Genomic DNA, 17940 nt, shown 5'->3' with positions numbered 1-17940 from the left:
TGCCCCGGGTCCTCGCGCGGAGTTACACGTACCGCTCCAGGATCGACGACTCCGCCAGCCGCGACAGGCCCTCGCGGACCGAGCGGGCCCGGGCCTCGCCCACGCCGTCGACCATCTGCAGATCGTCCACGCTGGCGGCCAGCAGCTTCTGCAGCCCGCCGAAGTGCTCCACCAGACGCTCGATGATCGCCCCCGGCAGCCTCGGCACCTTGGCCAGCAGCCGGAAGCCGCGCGGGGAGACCGCCGAGTCCAGGGTCTCGGGGGAGCCCGTGTACCCCAGGGCGCGGGCCACGATGGGGAGTTCGAGCAGCTCGGTGTGGGTGAGCCGGTCCAGCTCGGCGAGCGCGTCGGCCACGGTGCGGGTGCGCTTGGCGGTCGGCTCGGGCACGTAGTCCCGTACGACCAGCTCCCGCTCCGGCTCGACGCCCGCGATCAGCTCGTCCAGCTGCAGCGACAGCAGCCGGCCGTCCGTGCCCAGCTCCACCACGTACTCGGCGATCTCGGTGGCGATGCGCCGCACCATCTCCAGCCGCTGCGCGACCGCGCTGACGTCCCGGACGGTGACCAGGTCCTCGATCTCCAGCGCGGAGAGCGTGCCCGCGACCTCGTCCAGCCGCAGCTTGTACCGCTCGAGGGTGGCCAGCGCCTGGTTGGCGCGCGAGAGGATGGCGGCCGAATCCTCCAGGACCCGCCGCTGCCCGCCCACGTACAGCGCGATCAGCCGCATGGACTGGCTGACGGACACGACCGGGAACCCGGTCTGGATGGAGACGCGCTGCGCGGTGCGGTGCCGGGTGCCGGTCTCCTCGGTGGCGATCGCCGCGTCCGGGACGAGCTGCACCCCCGCCCGCACGATCTTGCTGATGTCCTTGTCGAGCACCAGCGCCCCGTCCAGCTTGCACAGTTCGCGCAGCCGGGTGGCGGTGAACTCGACGTCGATGACGAAGCCGCCGGTACACAGCGACTCGACGGTCTTGTCGGTGCCGAGCACGATGAGCCCGCCCGTGTTTCCACGGAGGACGCGCTCAAGGCCGTCGCGCAGCGCCGTGCCCGGCGCGACAGCGCTCAGAGTGGCACGCATCAGACCGTCGGCTTTGCCGGGATTCGATGCCCGGTCGCCTGCTGCCACTGCACTCCTCCGTCACAAGGTCTGAATCGGTGCCGCGAGTCGCCCCCCGGCGGCGGTGTACGAGGCTACGTAGGGGCGAGACCAGGGCAAAGTCTACCGGCGGTGCCCGGCCTCCCGTGGGGTCTCCCGGCGTACGCCCGCGGGGGGACGCCGGAGCGCGGCCCTCACCGCGGGCCGGACCGCCCCGCTCACCACCGCGTTCGCCCTCTTGATCAGCCCTGCTCGGGGGCGTCCTCGCGGGCCCGGTCGGCGCGCTCACGCCGGGGCAATACGCGCAGTGCGTCCCCTATGTCCGCCACCTCCAGCACCCGCATGCCGTCGGGGACGCGCCCCGGGTCGGAGGGCACCAGGGCGTGGGTGAAGCCCAGGCGGGCGGCCTCGGACAGCCGCCGCTGCACCCCCGTGACCCGCCGGACCTCGCCCGCGAGCCCCACCTCGCCGATCGCCACCAGGTTCTTGGGCAGCGGGGTGTCGCTCGCGGCGCTCGCCAGCGCCAGCGCCACCGCCAGGTCCGCCGCCGGCTCCGACAGCTTCACCCCGCCCACCGTGGCGCTGTAGATGTCGCGCTTGCCCAGCGCGTTGATCCGGCCGCGCTGCTCCAGGACGGCCAGCATCATCGAGACACGGGAGGTCTCCAGGCCGGAGGTGGTACGGCGGGGGGAGGGGATCTGCGAGTCGACGGTGAGCGCCTGCACCTCGGCCACCAGCGGCCGGCGGCCCTCCAGGGTGACGGTCAGACAGGTGCCGGGCACCGGCTCGGCGCGCCGGGTGAGGAACAGCCCCGACGGGTCGGCGAGGCCGGTGATGCCCTCGTCGTGCAGCTCGAAGCAGCCCACCTCGTCCGTCGCCCCGTAACGGTTCTTGACGCCGCGGACCAGCCGCAGCCGGGCGTGCCGGTCGCCCTCGAAGTGCAGCACCACGTCGACCAGGTGCTCCAGCAGCCGGGGGCCCGCGATCGCGCCGTCCTTGGTCACATGGCCGACCAGCAGCGTGGACATGCCCCGCTCCTTGGACGCCCGGATCAGCGCCCCGGCCACCTCGCGCACCTGGGCCATGCCGCCGGGCGCGCCGTCGATCTCGGGGGAGGCGACGGTCTGCACGGAGTCCATGATCAGCAGCGACGGCTTCACCGAGTCGAGATGGCCGAGCACGGCGGACAGATCGGTCTCGGCCGCGAGATACAGATGCTCGCTCAGCGCCCCGATGCGGTCGGCTCGCAGCCGGACCTGGCTCGCCGACTCCTCCCCGGTGACGTACAGCGTCCGGTGGTCCTCGGTGGCCGCCTTGGCCGCGACGTCCAGCAGCAGCGTCGACTTGCCGACCCCCGGCTCCCCGGCCAGCAACGCCACGGCGCCGGGGACCAGGCCGCCGCCGAGCACCCGGTCCAGCTCGTCCACGCCGGTGGAGCGGGCGGCGGCCTGGCGGCCGTCGACCTGCCCGATGGGCAGCGCGGCCGAGGTGACCCGGCCGGGCGCGGTGGTCCGTACGGCGGGCGCGCCGAACTCCTCGACCGTGCCCCACGCCTGGCACTCCGGGCAGCGGCCGAGCCACTTGGCCGTGGTCCAGCCGCACTCGGTGCAGCGGTAGGAAGGGCGGTCCTTGGCGGATGAACGGGAGGAGCTACGGGCAGCCATGGCATCAACGCTAGCGTCGCCCACCGACAGCGGTGCGCCCGGCAGTGCTTGTCCGGCAGTGCTTGCCCGGCCCGGTGCGCATAGCAGTTCCGGGGCACGGGAGAGGGACACCTGTCCCCTTATGAGGGAGATGGTCACCCGTAAGGGTTAAAACTGCCCAAGTAAGGCGAGTAAGTCTGCATCATCCGCCTACGGTCACCGGGTGATGAGCAGCAGGTCCGAGCACTCGACACACGCCGCCGGCGCACACCGGGCGCAGCGCCGCGCGCCCCGCGTCGCCACCACGCGCCCCCAGCGGCCCCCCGCGCGCTACGAGCCGTATCTGGACGGTCTGTTCACCTACTGCCTGTCGGTCCTGTGCGAGCACGACGCCGCGGCCGTCACGCTCGGCGATGTGCTGGCCGTCGCCGAGCGGCGGCTCGGGCGGGGGCGGGGGCGCGCTGAGGCCGAGGAGGAGCCGAGCCGTCCGTGGCTCTACGCGGTCGCCCGCTGGGCCTGTCTGCGCAAGCTCGCCGAGCTGCGGGATCAGCGGGATCCGAGGGCCGGGCGGGGCGGCCCGGACACCGCGCCGCCCGAGCCCGTCGCCGACCTGCGCCGCCGCGAACTGGCCGCGCTCGCCTGGCCCGAGGCCGCCGGGACCACCGCCGCCCAGCGCGAGGCGCTCGAACTCCACGTCCGCCACCAGCTCACCCCCGCCGAGGTCGCCGCCGCGCTCGGCAAGGAGCCCGACGAGACCCGCGCCCTGCTCTCCAGCGCCGCCTGCGAGGTGGAGCGGACCCGCGCCGCGCTCGCCGTCGTCGAGCTGGGCCACTGCCCCGTCGTCGCCCGCCTCGCGGGCGACACCCAGGTGCTGCTCTCCGCCGCTCTCCGCCGCGAGCTGGTGCGCCATGTCGACGACTGCCGCGAATGCCGCCGGATGGCGGAGCGGGCCACGGCGGACGGACCCTGGCCCGGTACGGCCGCCGCCCCCGCCGCGCTGCCGGTGCTGGAGGCCCCCCGCCCCGATGTGCACGCCGCGATGCTGTGCGCCCTGAGCGCCCGCCCTGTGCGTGCCGCGGCCGGTCCGCGCTTCGACCGGCGCGGCTTCCCACTGGACCCCCAGGACCGGGCCGCCCGCCGCAGCAGGCTGCGTAGCCGCGTCCTGACCACGACCGTGGTCGCCACGGTCATCGCCGCCCCGGTGCTCGCCCTGTGGGCCGCCTACCGGGGCGCGCCGCTCGCCGGTGACGAGCACGACACGGATTCGGTGGCCGCGGCCAACGCGGACAGTGCGGAGGGGACGGGCGGCGCGGGCAAGGCTCCGGCCGGTGAGCAGGATCGGTCCGCCGGACGTGCGTACGAGCGGGCGGGCAGCGCGCAGGACCGTTCCGGCGCGGCCCGGCTGCGAACCCGGGCCGGTGCGCCGGGGGCCGCCGAGGTGACGGTCGAGGTCATCGGCGCGGACGGCGACCGGGACCGGCTCGGCCCGAGCGCCGGGCGGTCCCGCCGCCCGAGCGGCGGCCGCCACGGCGGCGAATCCGCCCCGCCCCGCCCCGCCCCCGGGCCCGGGCGGCTCACCGTGGAGGCCCAGCCGAGCGGCGATGTGACGGTCATCACCCTGGCCGCCTCGGGTGGCGCCCCGGTGCGCTGGTCGGCCTCGGCGTCGGGCGGCGCCCCCTGGCTCCAGCTGAGCCGCACCGCCGGTGAGCTGCGCCCCGGCGAGTCGGTGACGATCACGGTGTCGGTCGACGAGGAGCGCGAGCCACCGGGCCGGTGGCGGGCGCGGGTGATGGTCGCGCCGTCGGGCGCGATGGTGGTGATCGAGGGCCAGGGTCCCGCCCCGACCCCGACCCCCACGCCTCCCGGCACCACCTCACCCCCGTCCACCCCACCGCCCTCGGACCCGCCGACGCCGAAGGGGTAGCGGGGGCGGGGACAGCGCCCGCGAGCGTGCCGCGTTCCCACGCCCTGATGCCGAGTCCGTCGGTTTGGGCGGGCGCCGATGCCGCACGGCCGTACCGGGGCGGCCCGCCCCTGCCCGGGCCCCGGCACCGGGGCCTGGCCGAGGCGCGGGTCTCGCCGTGCGCCGAGTCCGTCGTGTCGGGAGGGTGGCGCCGATGCCGCACGGCCGTACCGGGTCGGCCCGCGGTTCCGTAGGCCCGGCCCCCGGTCCCGCGCGAGCGGGGGGTCCAGGGGGCGCAGCCCCTGGTTACGGGAAGGGGCGGGGTCGGGGAATGGGCCCCCTCAGCCCACCGGGTCCGCCGGGTGGGGGGCCACCAGGGGCAGGGAGGCCGCCAGCCGCGCCTCGCACAGCTCCGCCAGCCGGTCGTACCCCGCCTTGCCCATCAGCTCCGTCAGCTCCGGCCGGTACGACACGTACACCGGCTCCCCGGCGCCGTGCGCCGACACCGCCGAGGTGCACCACCAGTGCAGGTCGTGCCCGCCCGGGCCCCACCCCCGGCGGTCGTATTCGCCGATCGTGATCTGCAGCACCTGCGTGTCGTCCGGCCGGTCGACCCACTCGTACGACCGCCGCACCGGCAGCTGCCAGCAGACGTCCGGCTTGGTCTCCAGCGGTTCGCGCCCCTCCCGGAGCGCCAGGATGTGCAGCGCGCAGCCCGCGCCGCCCGCGAAGCCGGGGCGGTTCTGGAAGATGCACGAGCCCTCGTAGCGGCGCGTCTGGCGGTCGCCGTCGTCCTCGTCCTCCTGCACCCAGCCCCGGGCGTGCCCCTCGTCGTGGAACTGCCAGATCTCCGGGGTCAGCCGGGCCATGTGGCGGCCGACCCGCTCCTCGTCCTCCTCGTCCGAGAAGTGCGCGCCCAGCGTGCAGCAGCCGTCGCTCGCGCGACCGGCCTGGATGCCCTGGCAGCCCTGGCCGAAAACGCAGCTCCAGCGGGAGGTCAGCCAGGTCAGGTCGCAGCGGAAGACCTGTTCCTCGTCGGCGGGGTCGGGGAATTCGATCCAGGCGCGGGCGAAGTCCAGGCCGACCTCGTCCGCGGGCGGGGCCGCCGGGGAGGGGACCGGCGCCTGCTCCGGGCTCTGCTCCCGCTCCGGGGCGTTCTCTCGGCCTTTGTCCTGCTTCGCCTTTTTCGTCTTTGCCACGGTGCAAGGGTATGCCCCCGCCATGGAGGCGCCGGGGACGGGGACCACACGGGCCCGGGAGGGATCCCGTGCATGACCACGCCAGGCGCACAGTAGCGTTCTGGCCATGAGACTCGGTGTCCTCGACGTGGGTTCGAATACGGTCCATCTGCTGGTGGTGGACGCGCATCAGGGCGCCCGCCCGCTGCCCGCCCACTCCCACAAGGCGGAACTGCGGCTGGCCGAACTCCTCGACGGCGACGGGGCGATCGGCTCCGAAGGCGTCGACCGCCTGATCGCGGTGATCAAGGATGCGCTGCAGGCGGCCGAGGACAAGGGCGCCGAGGAGGTCCTGCCGTTCGCGACCTCCGCGGTGCGGGAGGCCGCCAACGCCGACGGCGTCCTCGCCCGGGTCGCCGAGGAGACCGGCGTACGGCTGCGCGTGCTCAGCGGCGAGGACGAGGCCCGGCTCACCTTCCTGGCCGCCCGCCGCTGGTGCGGCTGGTCGTCGGGGCGGCTGCTGCTGGTGGACATCGGCGGCGGCTCGCTGGAGATCGCGTACGGACTCGACGAGGAACCCGACGCGGCCGTCTCGCTGCCGCTGGGCGCCGGCCGGCTCACCGCCGCGTGGCTGCCCGGCGACCCGCCCGGCCCGGAGGACGTCCGCGCCCTGCGCCGGCATGTGCGGACCGAGATAGCCCGCATCGTCGGCGACTTCAGCCGCCACAGCACACCGGATCAGGTGGTCGCCACCTCCAAGACCTTCAAGCAGCTGGCCCGCATCGCGGGCGCGGCACGCTCCGCCGAGGGCCTGTACGTCGAGCGCAGGCTGACCGCCAAGGCGCTGGAGGAATGGGTGCCCCGGCTGGCGGCCATGCCCGTCGCGGAGCGCGCCGAGCTGCCGGGGGTGTCCGAGGGGCGGGCCCCGCAGCTGCTGGCGGGGGCGCTGGTCGCCGAGGCCGCCATGGATTTGTTCGGCGTCGACGTGCTGGAGATCTGCCCGTGGGCGCTGCGCGAGGGGGTCATTCTGCGCCGCCTCGACCACCTGCCCACATGACGCCTGAGCGGCTGCCCGCATGACGCCCGCGTGACGTGATCGGCGGTCGCGGTTTAGTCGCACAGAGCAGCGGCCGTACGCTGTCCCTCGTGACAGAGCCAGTGGTGCGCATCCCGGATGCGAAGGTCGCCCTGTCCACCGCCTCGGTCTATCCGGAGTCGACGGCGACGGCCTTCGAGATCGCCGCGCGGCTGGGCTACGACGGTGTCGAGGTCATGGTGTGGACCGATCCGGTCAGCCAGGACATCGAGTCGCTGCGCCGCCTCTCGGAGTATCACGGGGTGCCGATTCTTGCCGTGCACGCGCCATGTCTGCTGATCACTCAGCGGGTGTGGTCCACCGATCCGTGGGTCAAGCTGCAGCGGGCCAAGGCGGCGGCCGAGCGGCTGGGCGCGTCCACCGTCGTCGTCCACCCGCCGTTCCGGTGGCAGCGCAATTACGCCCGCGAGTTCGTACGCGGAATCTGGCGGATGGCGGACGAGACCGACGTGCGATTCGCGGTGGAGAACATGTTCCCGTGGCGCTACCGCGACCGGGAGATGCTCGCGTACGCGCCGGACTGGGACGTCACCAAGGACGACTACCGGCACTTCACGATCGACCTGTCGCACACCGCGACCTCCCGCACCGACGCCCTGGACATGGTGGACCGGATGGGCGACCGGCTCGCCCATCTCCACCTCGCCGACGGCCACGGCTCCAACAAGGACGAGCACCTGGTGCCCGGGCGCGGCACCCAGCCCTGCGCCGAGCTGCTGGAACGTCTCGCCACGACCGGCTTCGACGGCCATGTGGTGGTCGAGGTGAACACCCGGCGGGCCATGTCCCAGGCCGAGCGCGAGGCGGATCTCGCGGAGGCGCTGGCCTTCACCCGGCTCCATCTGGCCTCCCCGACCCCGGCCTCCCGGCCGGGCAGGGCGGTGCGCCGGAAGTGACCCCCGGGACACCCCCGCCCACACCCCCGCCGTCCGCCGCCGGGCCCCGCCGCGGCCGCGGCCGTCCGGCCCGCGGCAGCGTGGCCGAAGGGCCCGGGGCCCGCGACCGGATCCTGACCGCGGCGCGCAACGAGTTCGCCGAGCGCGGCTACGACAAGGCCTCGATCCGCGGCATCGCCAAGGCCGCCGAGGTGGACCCGGCCCTGGTCCACCACTACTTCGGCACCAAGGAGCAGGTCTTCGGCGCGGCGATCGAGCTGATCCTGGCGCCCGCCATGGGCGCCCCGGACGCGGTGCACGGCGGCAGCCCGGAGGGCGCGGGCGAGCGGATGGCCCGCTACTTCTTCGCCACCTGGGAGAACCCGGTTACCCGGCTGCCCCTGCTGGCGGTCATGCGCTCCGCGCTCACCAACGAGGCGGCCGCCGCCGTACTGCGCGGGATGATCGAGCGGCGGCTGCTGACGCGGATGGCGCGCGACCTGGACGTGCCGGACCCGGAGTTCCGGGCCCAGCTCGCGGCCGCCCAGATCCTCGGGGTCGCGATGCTGCGGTACGTGATCAAGATGGAGCCGGTGGCCTCGGCGACCGTGGACGAGATCATCGCCATGGTGGGCCCGACGCTCCAGCGGTACCTCACCGAGAAGTGACGCCTGGTTCCGTACGGTGAGCCGCCCGTCTCTGGATCCGGACACCGCATCGGGATTCGCGCCCCACAGGCGTAGAGTCAGAAGACTCCGAACCGATTTCGCTGGTCCGTTTCACAGGACGCACTTACGAGGGAGCCGAGCACCGTGCCCGAGCTGAGGTCTCGCACCGTCACCCACGGCCGCAACATGGCGGGCGCCCGCGCCCTTATGCAGGCTTCCGGCGTAGCGCGTGAGGACTTCGGCAAGCCGATCGTCGCCGTGGCCAACAGCTTCACCGAGTTCGTGCCCGGCCACACCCACCTCCAGCCGGTCGGCCGGATCGTCAGCGAGGCGGTCCACGCGGCGGGCGGCATCCCGCGCGAGTTCAACACCATCGCCGTCGACGACGGCATCGCGATGGGCCACGGCGGGATGCTCTACAGCCTCCCCTCCCGCGACCTGATCGCCGACTCCGTCGAGTACATGGTCGAGGCGCACTGCGCGGACGCGCTGATCTGCATCTCCAACTGTGACAAGATCACGCCCGGGATGCTGATGGCCGCGATGCGGCTCAACATCCCGACCGTCTTCGTCTCCGGCGGCCCCATGGAGTCCGGCCGCGCGACCCTCGTCGACGGCACGGTCCGCAAGCTCGACCTGATCACCGCGATCTCCGAGGCCGTCAACGACGAGGTCTCCGACGAGGACATCGCCCTCATCGAGGACAACGCCTGTCCGACCTGCGGCTCCTGCTCCGGCATGTTCACCGCCAACTCGATGAACTGCCTCACCGAGGCGATGGGCCTCGCCCTGCCGGGGAACGGCTCGGTGCTGGCCACCCACACCGCCCGCAAGGAGCTGTACGAGACGGCCGGGCGCACGGTCGTGGAGATCACCAAGCGCCACTACGAGCAGGACGACCAGACCGTCCTGCCGCGCAACATCGGCTCCCGCGCCGCCTTCGAGAACGCCATGGCCCTCGACATCGCCATGGGCGGCTCCACCAACACGATCCTCCACCTGCTGGCCGCCGCCCAGGAGGCCGGGCTCGACTTCGACATGCAGGCGATCGACGAGATCTCCCGCCGGCTGCCCTGCCTGTCCAAGGTCGCGCCCAACATCGCCCCCGGCGGCGTCTACTACATGGAGGACGTCCACCGGGCCGGCGGCATCCCCGCCATCCTCGGCGAGCTGTACCGCGCGGGCCTCCTCAACGAGGACGTGCACTCGGTGCACTCCGATTCGCTCGCCGACTGGCTCAAGCAGTGGGACATCCGCGGCGGTTCGCCGTCCGCCGAGGCCGTCGAGCTGTTCCACGCCGCGCCCGGCTGCGTCCGCTCCGCGACCGCCTTCTCCCAGTCCGAGCGCTGGGACACCCTGGACACCGACGCTTCAGGCGGCTGCATCCGCGACGTCGCGCACGCCTACTCCACCGAGGGCGGCCTCGCCGTCCTCTACGGCAACCTCGCCGAGGACGGCTGCGTCGTGAAGACCGCGGGCGTCGACGAGTCGATCTGGACCTTCGAAGGCCCGGCCGTCGTCTGCGAGTCGCAGGAGGAAGCCGTCGAGCGGATCCTGAACAAGCAGGTCAAGGAGGGTGACGTCGTCGTCATCCGCTACGAGGGCCCCAAGGGCGGCCCCGGCATGCAGGAAATGCTCTACCCCACCTCCTTCCTCAAGGGCCGGGGCCTGGGCAAGGCCTGCGCGCTGATCACCGACGGCCGTTTCTCCGGCGGCACCTCGGGCCTGTCCATCGGCCACGCCTCCCCCGAGGCGGCCTCCGGCGGCACCATCGCCCTCGTCGAGGACGGCGACCGGATCCGCATCGACATCCCGGCCCGCACGATGGAACTCCTCGTGACCGACGAGGAGCTGGCCGCCCGCCGCGAGGCCCTCGGCGGCGTCTACGCCCCGAAGAACCGCGAGCGCAAGGTGTCCACCGCCCTGCGCGCCTACGCGGCCATGGCCCTCAGCGCGGACAAGGGCGCCGTCCGGGACGTCACCCGGCTGGGATGAGCCCGGGATGGTTCACCAGCGCGCCGGATCCCGGGCGTCCACGGCGAACACCGTGCCGTCCGGGACCGTCGCGAAGACCTTGCCCGCCGCCGCCACCGGCGCGGGCATCAGGGCCAGGAAGCCCTGGCCGCCGGGGCGGTCCGCGCGGGGGCGGGTCTGGCCGAGCAGCCGGGCCCGCCGCGTGTCCACCGCCAGCAGCCGGCCGTCCGCCGACGAGAAGTACAGCCGCTCACCCGAGACCACCAGCGGCGACGCGTTGGCCACCGAGGTCTCCATCCGCCACCGCTGCGCCCCGCGCGCGGTGTCGACGGCCACCAGCCCGCCGTCCTCGCCCAGCAGATACACCCGGTCGCCCCGGGCGGCGGCGCTGCTGAGGGACACCGGGACGGTCAGCTCGGACCGCCGCTCCGCCCGCCGCGCCGGGTCGTAGCGGACGACGGCGACGGTACGGCTCTGCTCGTCGGCCTCCGTCAGGTGGAGGACGCCGTCCGGGCCCGCCCCCACGGGGGTGAGGGTGCCGGAGAGCGAGCGCTGCCAGCGCGTCGTACCGCGCACCGTGTCGATCGCCGTGACCTGTGTGTGCCGCCCGTCGGGGGCGGTGGTGAGGGCGTACGCGGTGCGGCCGTCGCCGTAGGCGAAGAAGCTCGGCTCCGGGTGCCCGGCCAGGCGATGGCTCCAACGCTCCCGGTTCGTCGCCCCGTTCACCGCCGTGACGGTGCCGTCCGCAGCGACCAGCAGCACCGTTTCGCCCGCGGAGTACACCCGGCCGCCGTACGCGGACACCTCGCGGCTCCAGCGGACCGCGTGGGTACGCCGGTCCAGTGCCTCCAGCCGCGTCCCGTCCGGCGACACCATCCGCACCAGACCGCCCGCCGGGACCGGCGCGTCCGCGGCCGTCCCGCCGGGGCGGCTCGTGGTCGCCGGGCGCGACCACACCACCCGGCCGTCGGCGGGGTCGATCCGGGCGGCCTGGACGCCGCGCGCCGCGCAGTACAGCGCGCCGTCCCCGTACGAACAGGACGCGGGCCGGGCGCCCTTGGCCTTCGCCTTGGCCGCTCCGCCGCGCAGCTCCCGCTCCCACGGCCGCCACGCGGTGGTGGTCGCGGCGCTGTCGCGCGGGTGCCGCTCCGCGGCGGGCTCCCGCTCGTCCAGCTGACGCAGCCCCACGACCGTGCCCGCGCCCAGCAGGACGAGCGCGGCGAGCGCCGCCGGGACCCACCGCCGCACACCCCGGCGCCCACCCGGCGCGGCCACCCCGGCCACCCCGGACGCGGCCACCTCGGACCCGGGCGCCGCCTCGGGCTCGGACTCCGCCTCAAGCTCAGACGGAACCACCGGCTCGGACGCCACCCGCTGCGCCGGGAGCACCACGGGAGCGGCGGGCCCCCGCGCCTCCGGCGGCTGCGGCCCGCGGACCGCCCGCAACACGGTCATCAGGGCATCCGGGGTGGGCCGTTCCGCCGGGTTCTTGGCGAGACAGCGCTCGATCAGCGGCAGCAGTTCGTCCGGCACCCCCGCCAGATCCGCCTCGTCGTGCACCACTTGGTACGCCACGATGTACGGGCTCTCGGACTCGAACGGACCCCGCCCCGTCGCCGCGTGCACCAGCAGCGACCCCAGCGCGAACACGTCCGCCGCCGGGCCCACCGCCCGCGGCCGCTGGAACTGCTCGGGCGCCATGAACGGCGGCGTGCCGATCAACTTGCCCGTCTCGGTGCGCAGTTCGCTGTCGGACGGCCGGGAGATCCCGAAGTCGATGACTTTCGGGCCGTCCGCCGCGAGCAGCACATTGCTCGGCTTCAGATCGCGGTGGACGACCCCCACCCGGTGGATGTCGCGCAGCGCCTCCGCGAGCCCGGCCGCCAGCGCCACCACCTCGTCCGGCGCCAACGAGCCGTTCCGCTTGACGTGTTCGGCCAGGGTCGGGCCGGGGATGTAGGTGGTGGCCATCCAGGGCCGCGGCCCTTCCGGATCGGCGTCCACGACGGGCGCCGTGAACGCCCCGCTGACCCGCCGCGCGGCCGCCACCTCCTGCCGGAACCGCGCCCTGAACTCGGGGTCTTCGGCGAACTCGGCATGGACGACCTTCACCGCGAGCCGTCGGCCCGACGCCGAGCGGGCGAGGTGGACCACGCCCATGCCCCCCGAGCCCAGGCGTGCCTCCAGCCGGTACTGCCCGGCGTACTCCATGTCTTCCGCTTCTGGCCCCGTCCCGGCTCCGCGCCCCGGCGGCATGCCCCACCCCCGTGTCATCGGCCCGCTAAGCGACTCGGCGAGCCTAGTCGATGATGTGTACGAGCGTTGTTAACCTCCGCATGTCGTGTCACTTGATCCGACATCCGACATGTGCACCACTCGCACGAGTGCGGAAACGAAGATTCCACGGGGGAGGGCCACATGGCCATGGAAGAAGCCGTCGCGCAAGCCGTCACCTATCCGACCGCGCCCGGCTACCAGGTGAACGTCCGCAGCGGTCCTGGCACGGGCTACGCGCTGGTCAAGAAGCTGCCGGTCGGCACCCGGGTGCCGATCCGCTGCCAGACGCACGGCCAGCGGGTGTCCGGCCCGTACGGCTCGACGGACATCTGGGACTGCGTCGCGCCGGGGCAGTACGTCTCCGACGCGTATGTGAAGACCGGAAGCGACGGCTTCGTCACCGTCGCCTGCGGCTGAACCGCGCGCCCGGCGAAAAGCCCCGGACCCCCGGCGCGAGAAAGCGCCGAGGGCCCGGGGCCGGGCTGTGCCGTTCAGGTGTTACGCGGGTACTTTCGTGTCCTCTTCGACGGGTTCCGCATGGCGCACGACCGCGTTGTGCCGCTCGGTCCACGTGGCCAGCGCCATCTCGCAGGCGTGGTCCACATGGCGCAGACCCCTCAGGTCCAGCTCCACGACCCGCTCACGGGGCAGCCCCTCCAGCTCGTCCAGCAGCTTGGGCAGCCGCAGGAAGGTCGCGTTGCCGAGCACCCGCACCTTGATGGGCTGGTCCTCGTCGGCGTCGCGCCCCGTGACGTCGATGTGGACGTGCGAGGTCTCCCAGGCGGTCTTGATGACCGACAGCAGCAGACCGATGATGACGCCCTCGAACATGTCGGTGGTGACGATGGCCCCGGCGGTCACGATCAGGATGATCGCCTCACCCCGGCGCTCCCGCCACAGCGGCAGCAGATCCTTGGTCGGGATCAGCTTCCAGCCCGCGTGCACCAGCACACCGGCGAGCGTCGCGATCGGGATGATGCCCAGCGCGGAGGGGAAGAGGACCGCGAAGACCAGCAGCCACACACCGTGCAGGATGCGCGAGAGCTTCGTCTTGGCGCCGGCGAACACATTGGCCGAGCTGCGCACGATCACCGCGGTCATCGGCAGCGCGCCGAGCGCACCGCACACCGCGTTACCGGCGCCCTGCGCCATCAGTTCCTTGTCGTACTGGGTGCGCGGACCGTCGTGCAGCCGGTCCACGGCCGCCGCGCTGAACAGGCTCTCCGCCGACGCGATCAGCGTGAACGCGAGGACGGTGCCGATCATGCCCACTTCGGCCAGCTGGGTGAACTCACCGAGGCCGGGGGGCTGGACGGCCTCCAGCAGACCCTTGACCTCGACCCGGGCGACCGGCAGATCGAGGCTGACCGTCGCGATCGTCGCGAGCATGACCGCGGCCAGCGGTGCGGGCAGGATCTTGGCGCCCTGCTTGAAGCGCGGCCAGAAGACCAGGACCAGGATGGTTCCGACGCCGATGGCCACGGCCGTGAGAGAGTCGCTCGACCCGGCCACGTCACCGATCAGCCCGGGGATACCGAAGATCTTGTCGAGCCCGCTGCTCGGGGCCTTCATGTCGCCGAGCGCGTAGAGCTGCCCGGCGATCAGTACGAGGCCGATACCGGCCAGCATGCCCTGCACCACGGCGAGCGAGATCGCCCGGAACCAGCGGCCGAAGCCCAGGGCGCCCATGGCCAGCTGGAGCAGTCCGGAGATCAGGACGAGGACGCCCAGCGCCGCGACGCCGTATTCCTGGACCGCCTCGTAGACCAGCACCGTCAGACCGGCGGCGGGGCCGGAGACCTGCAGGCTGCTGCCCGGCAGGCAACCGGTGATCAGACCGCCGACGATGCCGGTGATCAGCCCCAGCTCGGCCGGGACGCCGGAGGCGACGGCCACACCCACGCACAGGGGCACGGCCACCAGGAAGACGACGAGGGAAGCGGTGAAGTCTGCGCGGAATGTCCCGGCGCCGCCGGCGCCGCGGAAACGGTCGAGTAGAGAGTTTCGCATGAGGGTTGCCTCCAGTGCGCCCCGTCACCGGCTCTGGGCAGGCGGGGGCATGGCATAGCACTTCGTCAGTGGGATCGATGGAATCGGTCGCTGGCGGTGAAGCTCGCTTGCTCACACGAAGCGTGAGGAAGCGTGAAACGTGACGCGCGAGGGCGCACGGAATAAGCCGTCATGAGCCGTCGGCATATGACGGCGCAACCCTCAGCAGCGGAAGATCTGGAGAGTGACGGGCAGCTCGCCCGATCTCGAAACCGGCACGGCCTCTCGGCCCGTGCGGGAGGTGGTGATCGCGGTGCGCGGCATCGGCACACCCGCGTCGCATCCGCACACACATCCGTATTTGCCGCTCGGTGTGGGCGCGGTCAGCGGGGCTCGTCCGTTACGGAGCCCATTGCAGTCCTTGACCCCGTCACCATGATGGGTGGAGAGAGCCTTGATGATCGGCTTAGGGTCGGCGGACGCCGTCGAGGCGATCGTTTCAGGGTGGGTGACCTGCGCGGACGTGCAGTCTACGGCGATGAAGAGGGCGAGCAGTACGGATACCACGGCCAGTAGCCCACGGGCGGTATGCCGGACCGTCCTCACCATCGCCTCCCTCCTGTACGTATCGACACTCAACTCCATTGTGTCCAGAACCCCGTGACTATTTGCAAGTTGCTATGTAACCAACTTGTGAACGGAGAGGCATCGAACAGGACGGATTCCTTCCGGTCGCTCCGGCGGGCGCCAGCGCTCACCAGCGATCGGGCCACGCCGGGTAGCCGAGAGGGTGGTGGAAACTATTGTTCATCGAACAATGAATAACGCGGGGCGTGTCACCCGGCTGCCCGGTGCGAGGATGAGAGACGTCCATCCATCGCAGCAACGCACGAGGTGAGCCGCACTATGACGGAGACGGTCGCCGTGCTCGGCACGGGAAAGATCGGCGAAGCCCTTCTCAGCGGAATGATCCGCGGTGGCTGGAAACCGACCGATCTGCTGGTCACCGCCCGCCGCCCGGAGCGCGCCCAGGAGCTGCGGTCGCGCTACGGCGTCGAGGCCGTCACCAATGCCGAGGCCGCCAAGGCCGCCGACACCCTCATCCTCACCGTCAAGCCGCAGGACATGAGCACGCTGCTGGACGAACTGGCCCCGCATGTGCCCGCCGACCGGCTGGTCATCTCCGGCGCCGCGGGCATCCCCACCTCCTTCTTCGAGGCCCGCCTGGCCGTCGGCACGCCCGTGGTGCGCGTCATGACCAACACCCCGGCCCTCGTCGACGAGGCCATGTCCGTCATCTCGGCGGGCAGCCACGCCAAGGAGGAGCACCTCGTCCACGCCGAGGCGATCTTCGGCGGCGTCGGCAAGACGCTCCGCGTCCCGGAGAGCCAGCAGGACGCCGCGACCGCCCTCTCCGGTTCCGGTCCCGCGTACTTCTACTTTCTCGTCGAGGCCATGACGGACGCCGGAATCCTGCTCGGGCTGCCCCGCGACAAGGCCCACGACCTGATCGTCCAGGCGGCGATCGGCGCCGCGACGATGCTGCGCGACAGCGGCCAGCACCCGGTCTCGCTGCGCGAGGCCGTGACCTCCCCCGCGGGTACGACCATCAGCGCCATCCGCGAACTGGAGAGCCACGGCGTACGCGCGGCCCTGATCGCCGCCCTGGAGGCGGCCCGCGACCGCAGCCGCGAGCTGGCCTCCGGCAACAGCTGACCCGCCCGCCTACCCGGGCCGGGGCCCGACGGCCCCGGCCCGGATTGAGGCGGCTCAGGCCGACGGGAGCAGCCCCACCGCCGCATAGGCGGCGTCGACCCGCGGCCGGGCCAGCGCCCGGGCCCGCTCGGCCCCGGCCCGCAGCACCCCGTCCACATGACCCGGATCCGCGCTCAGCTCGGCATGCCGCGCCCGGAGCGGCCGCAGCAGCTCCACCACCGCCTCGGCCACCGCCCCCTTCAACGCCCCGTACGAGGTGTACTCCTCGGCCAGCACCTCCGGCTTGCCCCCGGTGCACGCCGCGAGCACATCCAGCAGATTCGCCACCCCGGGCCGCTCCTCCCGGTCGTACCGGACATCGCTGCCGCTGTCCGTGACCGCCCGCATGATCTTCTTGCGCACGGCATCGGTCTCGTCCAGGAGATAGACGATGCCCCTGCCCTCGCCGTGCGACTTGCCCATCTTCGACAGCGGGTCCTGCAGATCCATCACCCGCGCCGCCACCGGCGGAGCCGTCGCCCGGGGAACGGTGAAGACCGGCCCGTACCGCTGGTTGAACCGCCGCGCCAGATCCCGGGTCAGCTCCACGTGCTGCGTCTGGTCGTCACCGACCGGCACCTCGTCCGTCCCGTACGCCAGGATGTCGGCCGCCATCAGCGCCGGATAGGTGAGCAGCGACAGCCGTACGCTCCTGCCGCGTGCCGACTCCTGCGCGACCTTCTCCTTGTACTGGATCATCCGCCGCATCTCACCGTCGGCGGCCGTGCACTCCATCAGATAGGACAGCCGTGCGTGTTCGTCCACATGGCTCTGGACGAACAGGGTGCACTGCGCCGGATCCAGACCGGCGGCGAGGAACAGCGTGGCCGCCTGCCGGGTCAGCCGTCGCACCCGCGCCGGATCGTGCTCCACGGTCAGCGCGTGCAGATCGACGACGCAGAACAGCGCGTCGGCCCGGTACTGGTCCTCCTCGACCCACCGGCGCACGGCGCCGAGGTAGTTGCCGAGGGTCAGATGCCCGGTCGGCTTGACCCCACTGAAGATCCTGGGCCGTGCCGTCGTGGTGTGTGCCATGGGTGTGCTCTCTCCCGTTGTCCCGGGACCGCCGGACCGTACGGCCGGCTCCGCGAGAGGGAGGAGATACGGAAACGGCCGCCGGAGCGGCGGCCGTGGAGGTGCATGCGCTGGGGGCGGCCGCCGTCAGGCGGGCCACCACTGTGCGATGTGCGCATGCTTCGTCATGCCACAGAGAGTACGCCTGCCCGAGCGCTCCGGCACGGGTTTGAACGCCGCCGGGGCGTCGTGTAGTGTTCTTCGAGTTGTCACGGAGCCCGCAGGGAAACGGGACAGCCACTCGAGCCGCACCGGCGGCAAACCACTCCGCACGACCTCCCATCGGGAACGACTTCGGCATGCCGAAATCCGGACCGAAAAGCTCGATTATGAGCATCCGGGGGAATCCGCTAAAGTGGTGGACACGCCGGAAGGCGCGAAACACCCCGCTCCAACAGGGGGCCGGAAA

14 protein-coding genes are annotated in these 17940 nt (G+C 72.7%); 7 read left to right on the top strand and 7 right to left on the bottom strand.

The genetic code is table 11. From position 1 onward, the window contains the following. Positions 1-22 precede the first annotated feature (22 nt). A complete protein-coding gene (gene disA / locus ASC60_RS32335; protein ID WP_055557245.1) occupies positions 23-1081 on the bottom strand; it encodes a DNA integrity scanning diadenylate cyclase DisA in 1059 nt (352 codons plus the stop codon). A gap of 260 nt (positions 1082-1341) precedes the next feature. Then, positions 1342-2763, bottom strand: a complete 1422-nt coding sequence (radA, locus tag ASC60_RS32330; protein WP_055557244.1) for a DNA repair protein RadA — start codon at positions 2761-2763, stop codon at positions 1342-1344. 205 nt (positions 2764-2968) lie between these two features. Between radA and ASC60_RS32325 the strand changes: the two genes are divergently transcribed. Beyond that, positions 2969-4666, top strand: coding sequence for a sigma-70 family RNA polymerase sigma factor (locus tag ASC60_RS32325; RefSeq protein WP_055557243.1), 1698 nt, complete (start codon positions 2969-2971; stop codon positions 4664-4666). A gap of 320 nt (positions 4667-4986) precedes the next feature. On the opposite strand, the gene ASC60_RS32320 is transcribed toward ASC60_RS32325, so the two are convergent. After that, on the bottom strand, positions 4987-5844 hold the full coding sequence (locus ASC60_RS32320; RefSeq protein WP_055557312.1) for a hypothetical protein: 858 nt from the start codon (positions 5842-5844) through the stop codon (positions 4987-4989). Between the two features lie 106 nt (positions 5845-5950). Between ASC60_RS32320 and ASC60_RS32315 the strand changes: the two genes are divergently transcribed. The 4 genes from ASC60_RS32315 to ilvD all read left to right on the top strand — a co-directional run bounded on the left by ASC60_RS32315 (position 5951) and on the right by ilvD (position 10457). Further along, positions 5951-6880, top strand: coding sequence for a Ppx/GppA phosphatase family protein (locus ASC60_RS32315; RefSeq protein ID WP_055557242.1), 930 nt, complete (start codon positions 5951-5953; stop codon positions 6878-6880). Positions 6881-6969: 89 nt separating this feature from the next. Next, the gene (locus tag ASC60_RS32310) at positions 6970-7815 is read left to right on the top strand and encodes a sugar phosphate isomerase/epimerase (protein ID WP_079038775.1); all 846 of its coding nucleotides are present in this window, start codon (positions 6970-6972) and stop codon (positions 7813-7815) included. Continuing rightward, positions 7812-8462, top strand: a complete 651-nt coding sequence (locus ASC60_RS32305) for a TetR family transcriptional regulator (RefSeq protein ID WP_055557240.1) — start codon at positions 7812-7814, stop codon at positions 8460-8462. The genes ASC60_RS32310 and ASC60_RS32305 overlap by 4 nt, the downstream gene beginning before the upstream one ends. Positions 8463-8606: 144 nt before the next feature. Continuing rightward, positions 8607-10457, top strand: coding sequence for a dihydroxy-acid dehydratase (gene ilvD / locus ASC60_RS32300; RefSeq protein ID WP_055557239.1), 1851 nt, complete (start codon positions 8607-8609; stop codon positions 10455-10457). A gap of 12 nt (positions 10458-10469) precedes the next feature. Here the strand turns inward: ilvD and ASC60_RS32295 are convergent, their stop codons facing one another. Further along, complete coding sequence (locus ASC60_RS32295) at positions 10470-12647, bottom strand: PQQ-binding-like beta-propeller repeat protein (protein WP_079038774.1); 2178 nt, start codon at positions 12645-12647, stop codon at positions 10470-10472. A 207-nt stretch (positions 12648-12854) separates the two neighbouring features. Between ASC60_RS32295 and ASC60_RS32290 the strand changes: the two genes are divergently transcribed. After that, on the top strand, positions 12855-13130 hold the full coding sequence (locus ASC60_RS32290) for an SH3 domain-containing protein (protein WP_055557237.1): 276 nt from the start codon (positions 12855-12857) through the stop codon (positions 13128-13130). A gap of 81 nt (positions 13131-13211) precedes the next feature. Here ASC60_RS32290 and ASC60_RS32285 read toward each other — a convergent pair whose 3' ends face one another. Both ASC60_RS32285 and ASC60_RS32280 read right to left on the bottom strand, forming a co-directional pair. Next, entirely contained in the window at positions 13212-14723 is a 1512-nt protein-coding gene (locus ASC60_RS32285) for a SulP family inorganic anion transporter (RefSeq protein ID WP_055557236.1), read from the bottom strand. Between the two features lie 201 nt (positions 14724-14924). Next, complete coding sequence (locus ASC60_RS32280; protein ID WP_234357225.1) at positions 14925-15311, bottom strand: hypothetical protein; 387 nt, start codon at positions 15309-15311, stop codon at positions 14925-14927. 297 nt (positions 15312-15608) lie between these two features. Here ASC60_RS32280 and proC point away from each other — a divergent pair, with 297 nt between their 5' ends. Then, entirely contained in the window at positions 15609-16418 is an 810-nt protein-coding gene (proC, locus tag ASC60_RS32275; protein ID WP_055557234.1) for a pyrroline-5-carboxylate reductase, read from the top strand. Positions 16419-16472: 54 nt separating this feature from the next. On the opposite strand, the gene trpS is transcribed toward proC, so the two are convergent. After that, positions 16473-17492, bottom strand: a complete 1020-nt coding sequence (gene trpS / locus ASC60_RS32270; protein ID WP_055557233.1) for a tryptophan--tRNA ligase — start codon at positions 17490-17492, stop codon at positions 16473-16475. Positions 17493-17940 lie beyond the last annotated feature (448 nt).

The organism is Streptomyces sp. NBRC 110028 (assembly GCF_001417735.1).
Lineage (GTDB): Bacteria > Actinomycetota > Actinomycetes > Streptomycetales > Streptomycetaceae > Streptomyces.
This window is presented reverse-complemented; position numbering and strand designations above follow the sequence as displayed.

What these genes read in the sequence shown, in the direction of transcription:
- disA (WP_055557245.1), bottom strand. Translation starts at nt 1,081, where the DNA reads ATGCGTGCCACTCTGAGCGCTGTCGCGCCGGGCACGGCGCTGCGCGAC.
- radA (WP_055557244.1), bottom strand. Translation starts at nt 2,763, where the DNA reads ATGGCTGCCCGTAGCTCCTCCCGTTCATCCGCCAAGGACCGCCCTTCC.
- ASC60_RS32325 (WP_055557243.1), top strand. Translation starts at nt 2,969, where the DNA reads ATGAGCAGCAGGTCCGAGCACTCGACACACGCCGCCGGCGCACACCGG.
- ASC60_RS32315 (WP_055557242.1), top strand. Translation starts at nt 5,951, where the DNA reads ATGAGACTCGGTGTCCTCGACGTGGGTTCGAATACGGTCCATCTGCTG.
- ASC60_RS32295 (WP_079038774.1), bottom strand. Translation starts at nt 12,647, where the DNA reads ATGGAGTACGCCGGGCAGTACCGGCTGGAGGCACGCCTGGGCTCGGGG.
- ASC60_RS32290 (WP_055557237.1), top strand. Translation starts at nt 12,855, where the DNA reads ATGGCCATGGAAGAAGCCGTCGCGCAAGCCGTCACCTATCCGACCGCG.
- ASC60_RS32285 (WP_055557236.1), bottom strand. Translation starts at nt 14,723, where the DNA reads ATGCGAAACTCTCTACTCGACCGTTTCCGCGGCGCCGGCGGCGCCGGG.
- ASC60_RS32280 (WP_234357225.1), bottom strand. Translation starts at nt 15,311, where the DNA reads ATGGTGAGGACGGTCCGGCATACCGCCCGTGGGCTACTGGCCGTGGTA.
- proC (WP_055557234.1), top strand. Translation starts at nt 15,609, where the DNA reads ATGACGGAGACGGTCGCCGTGCTCGGCACGGGAAAGATCGGCGAAGCC.
- trpS (WP_055557233.1), bottom strand. Translation starts at nt 17,492, where the DNA reads ATGGCACACACCACGACGGCACGGCCCAGGATCTTCAGTGGGGTCAAG.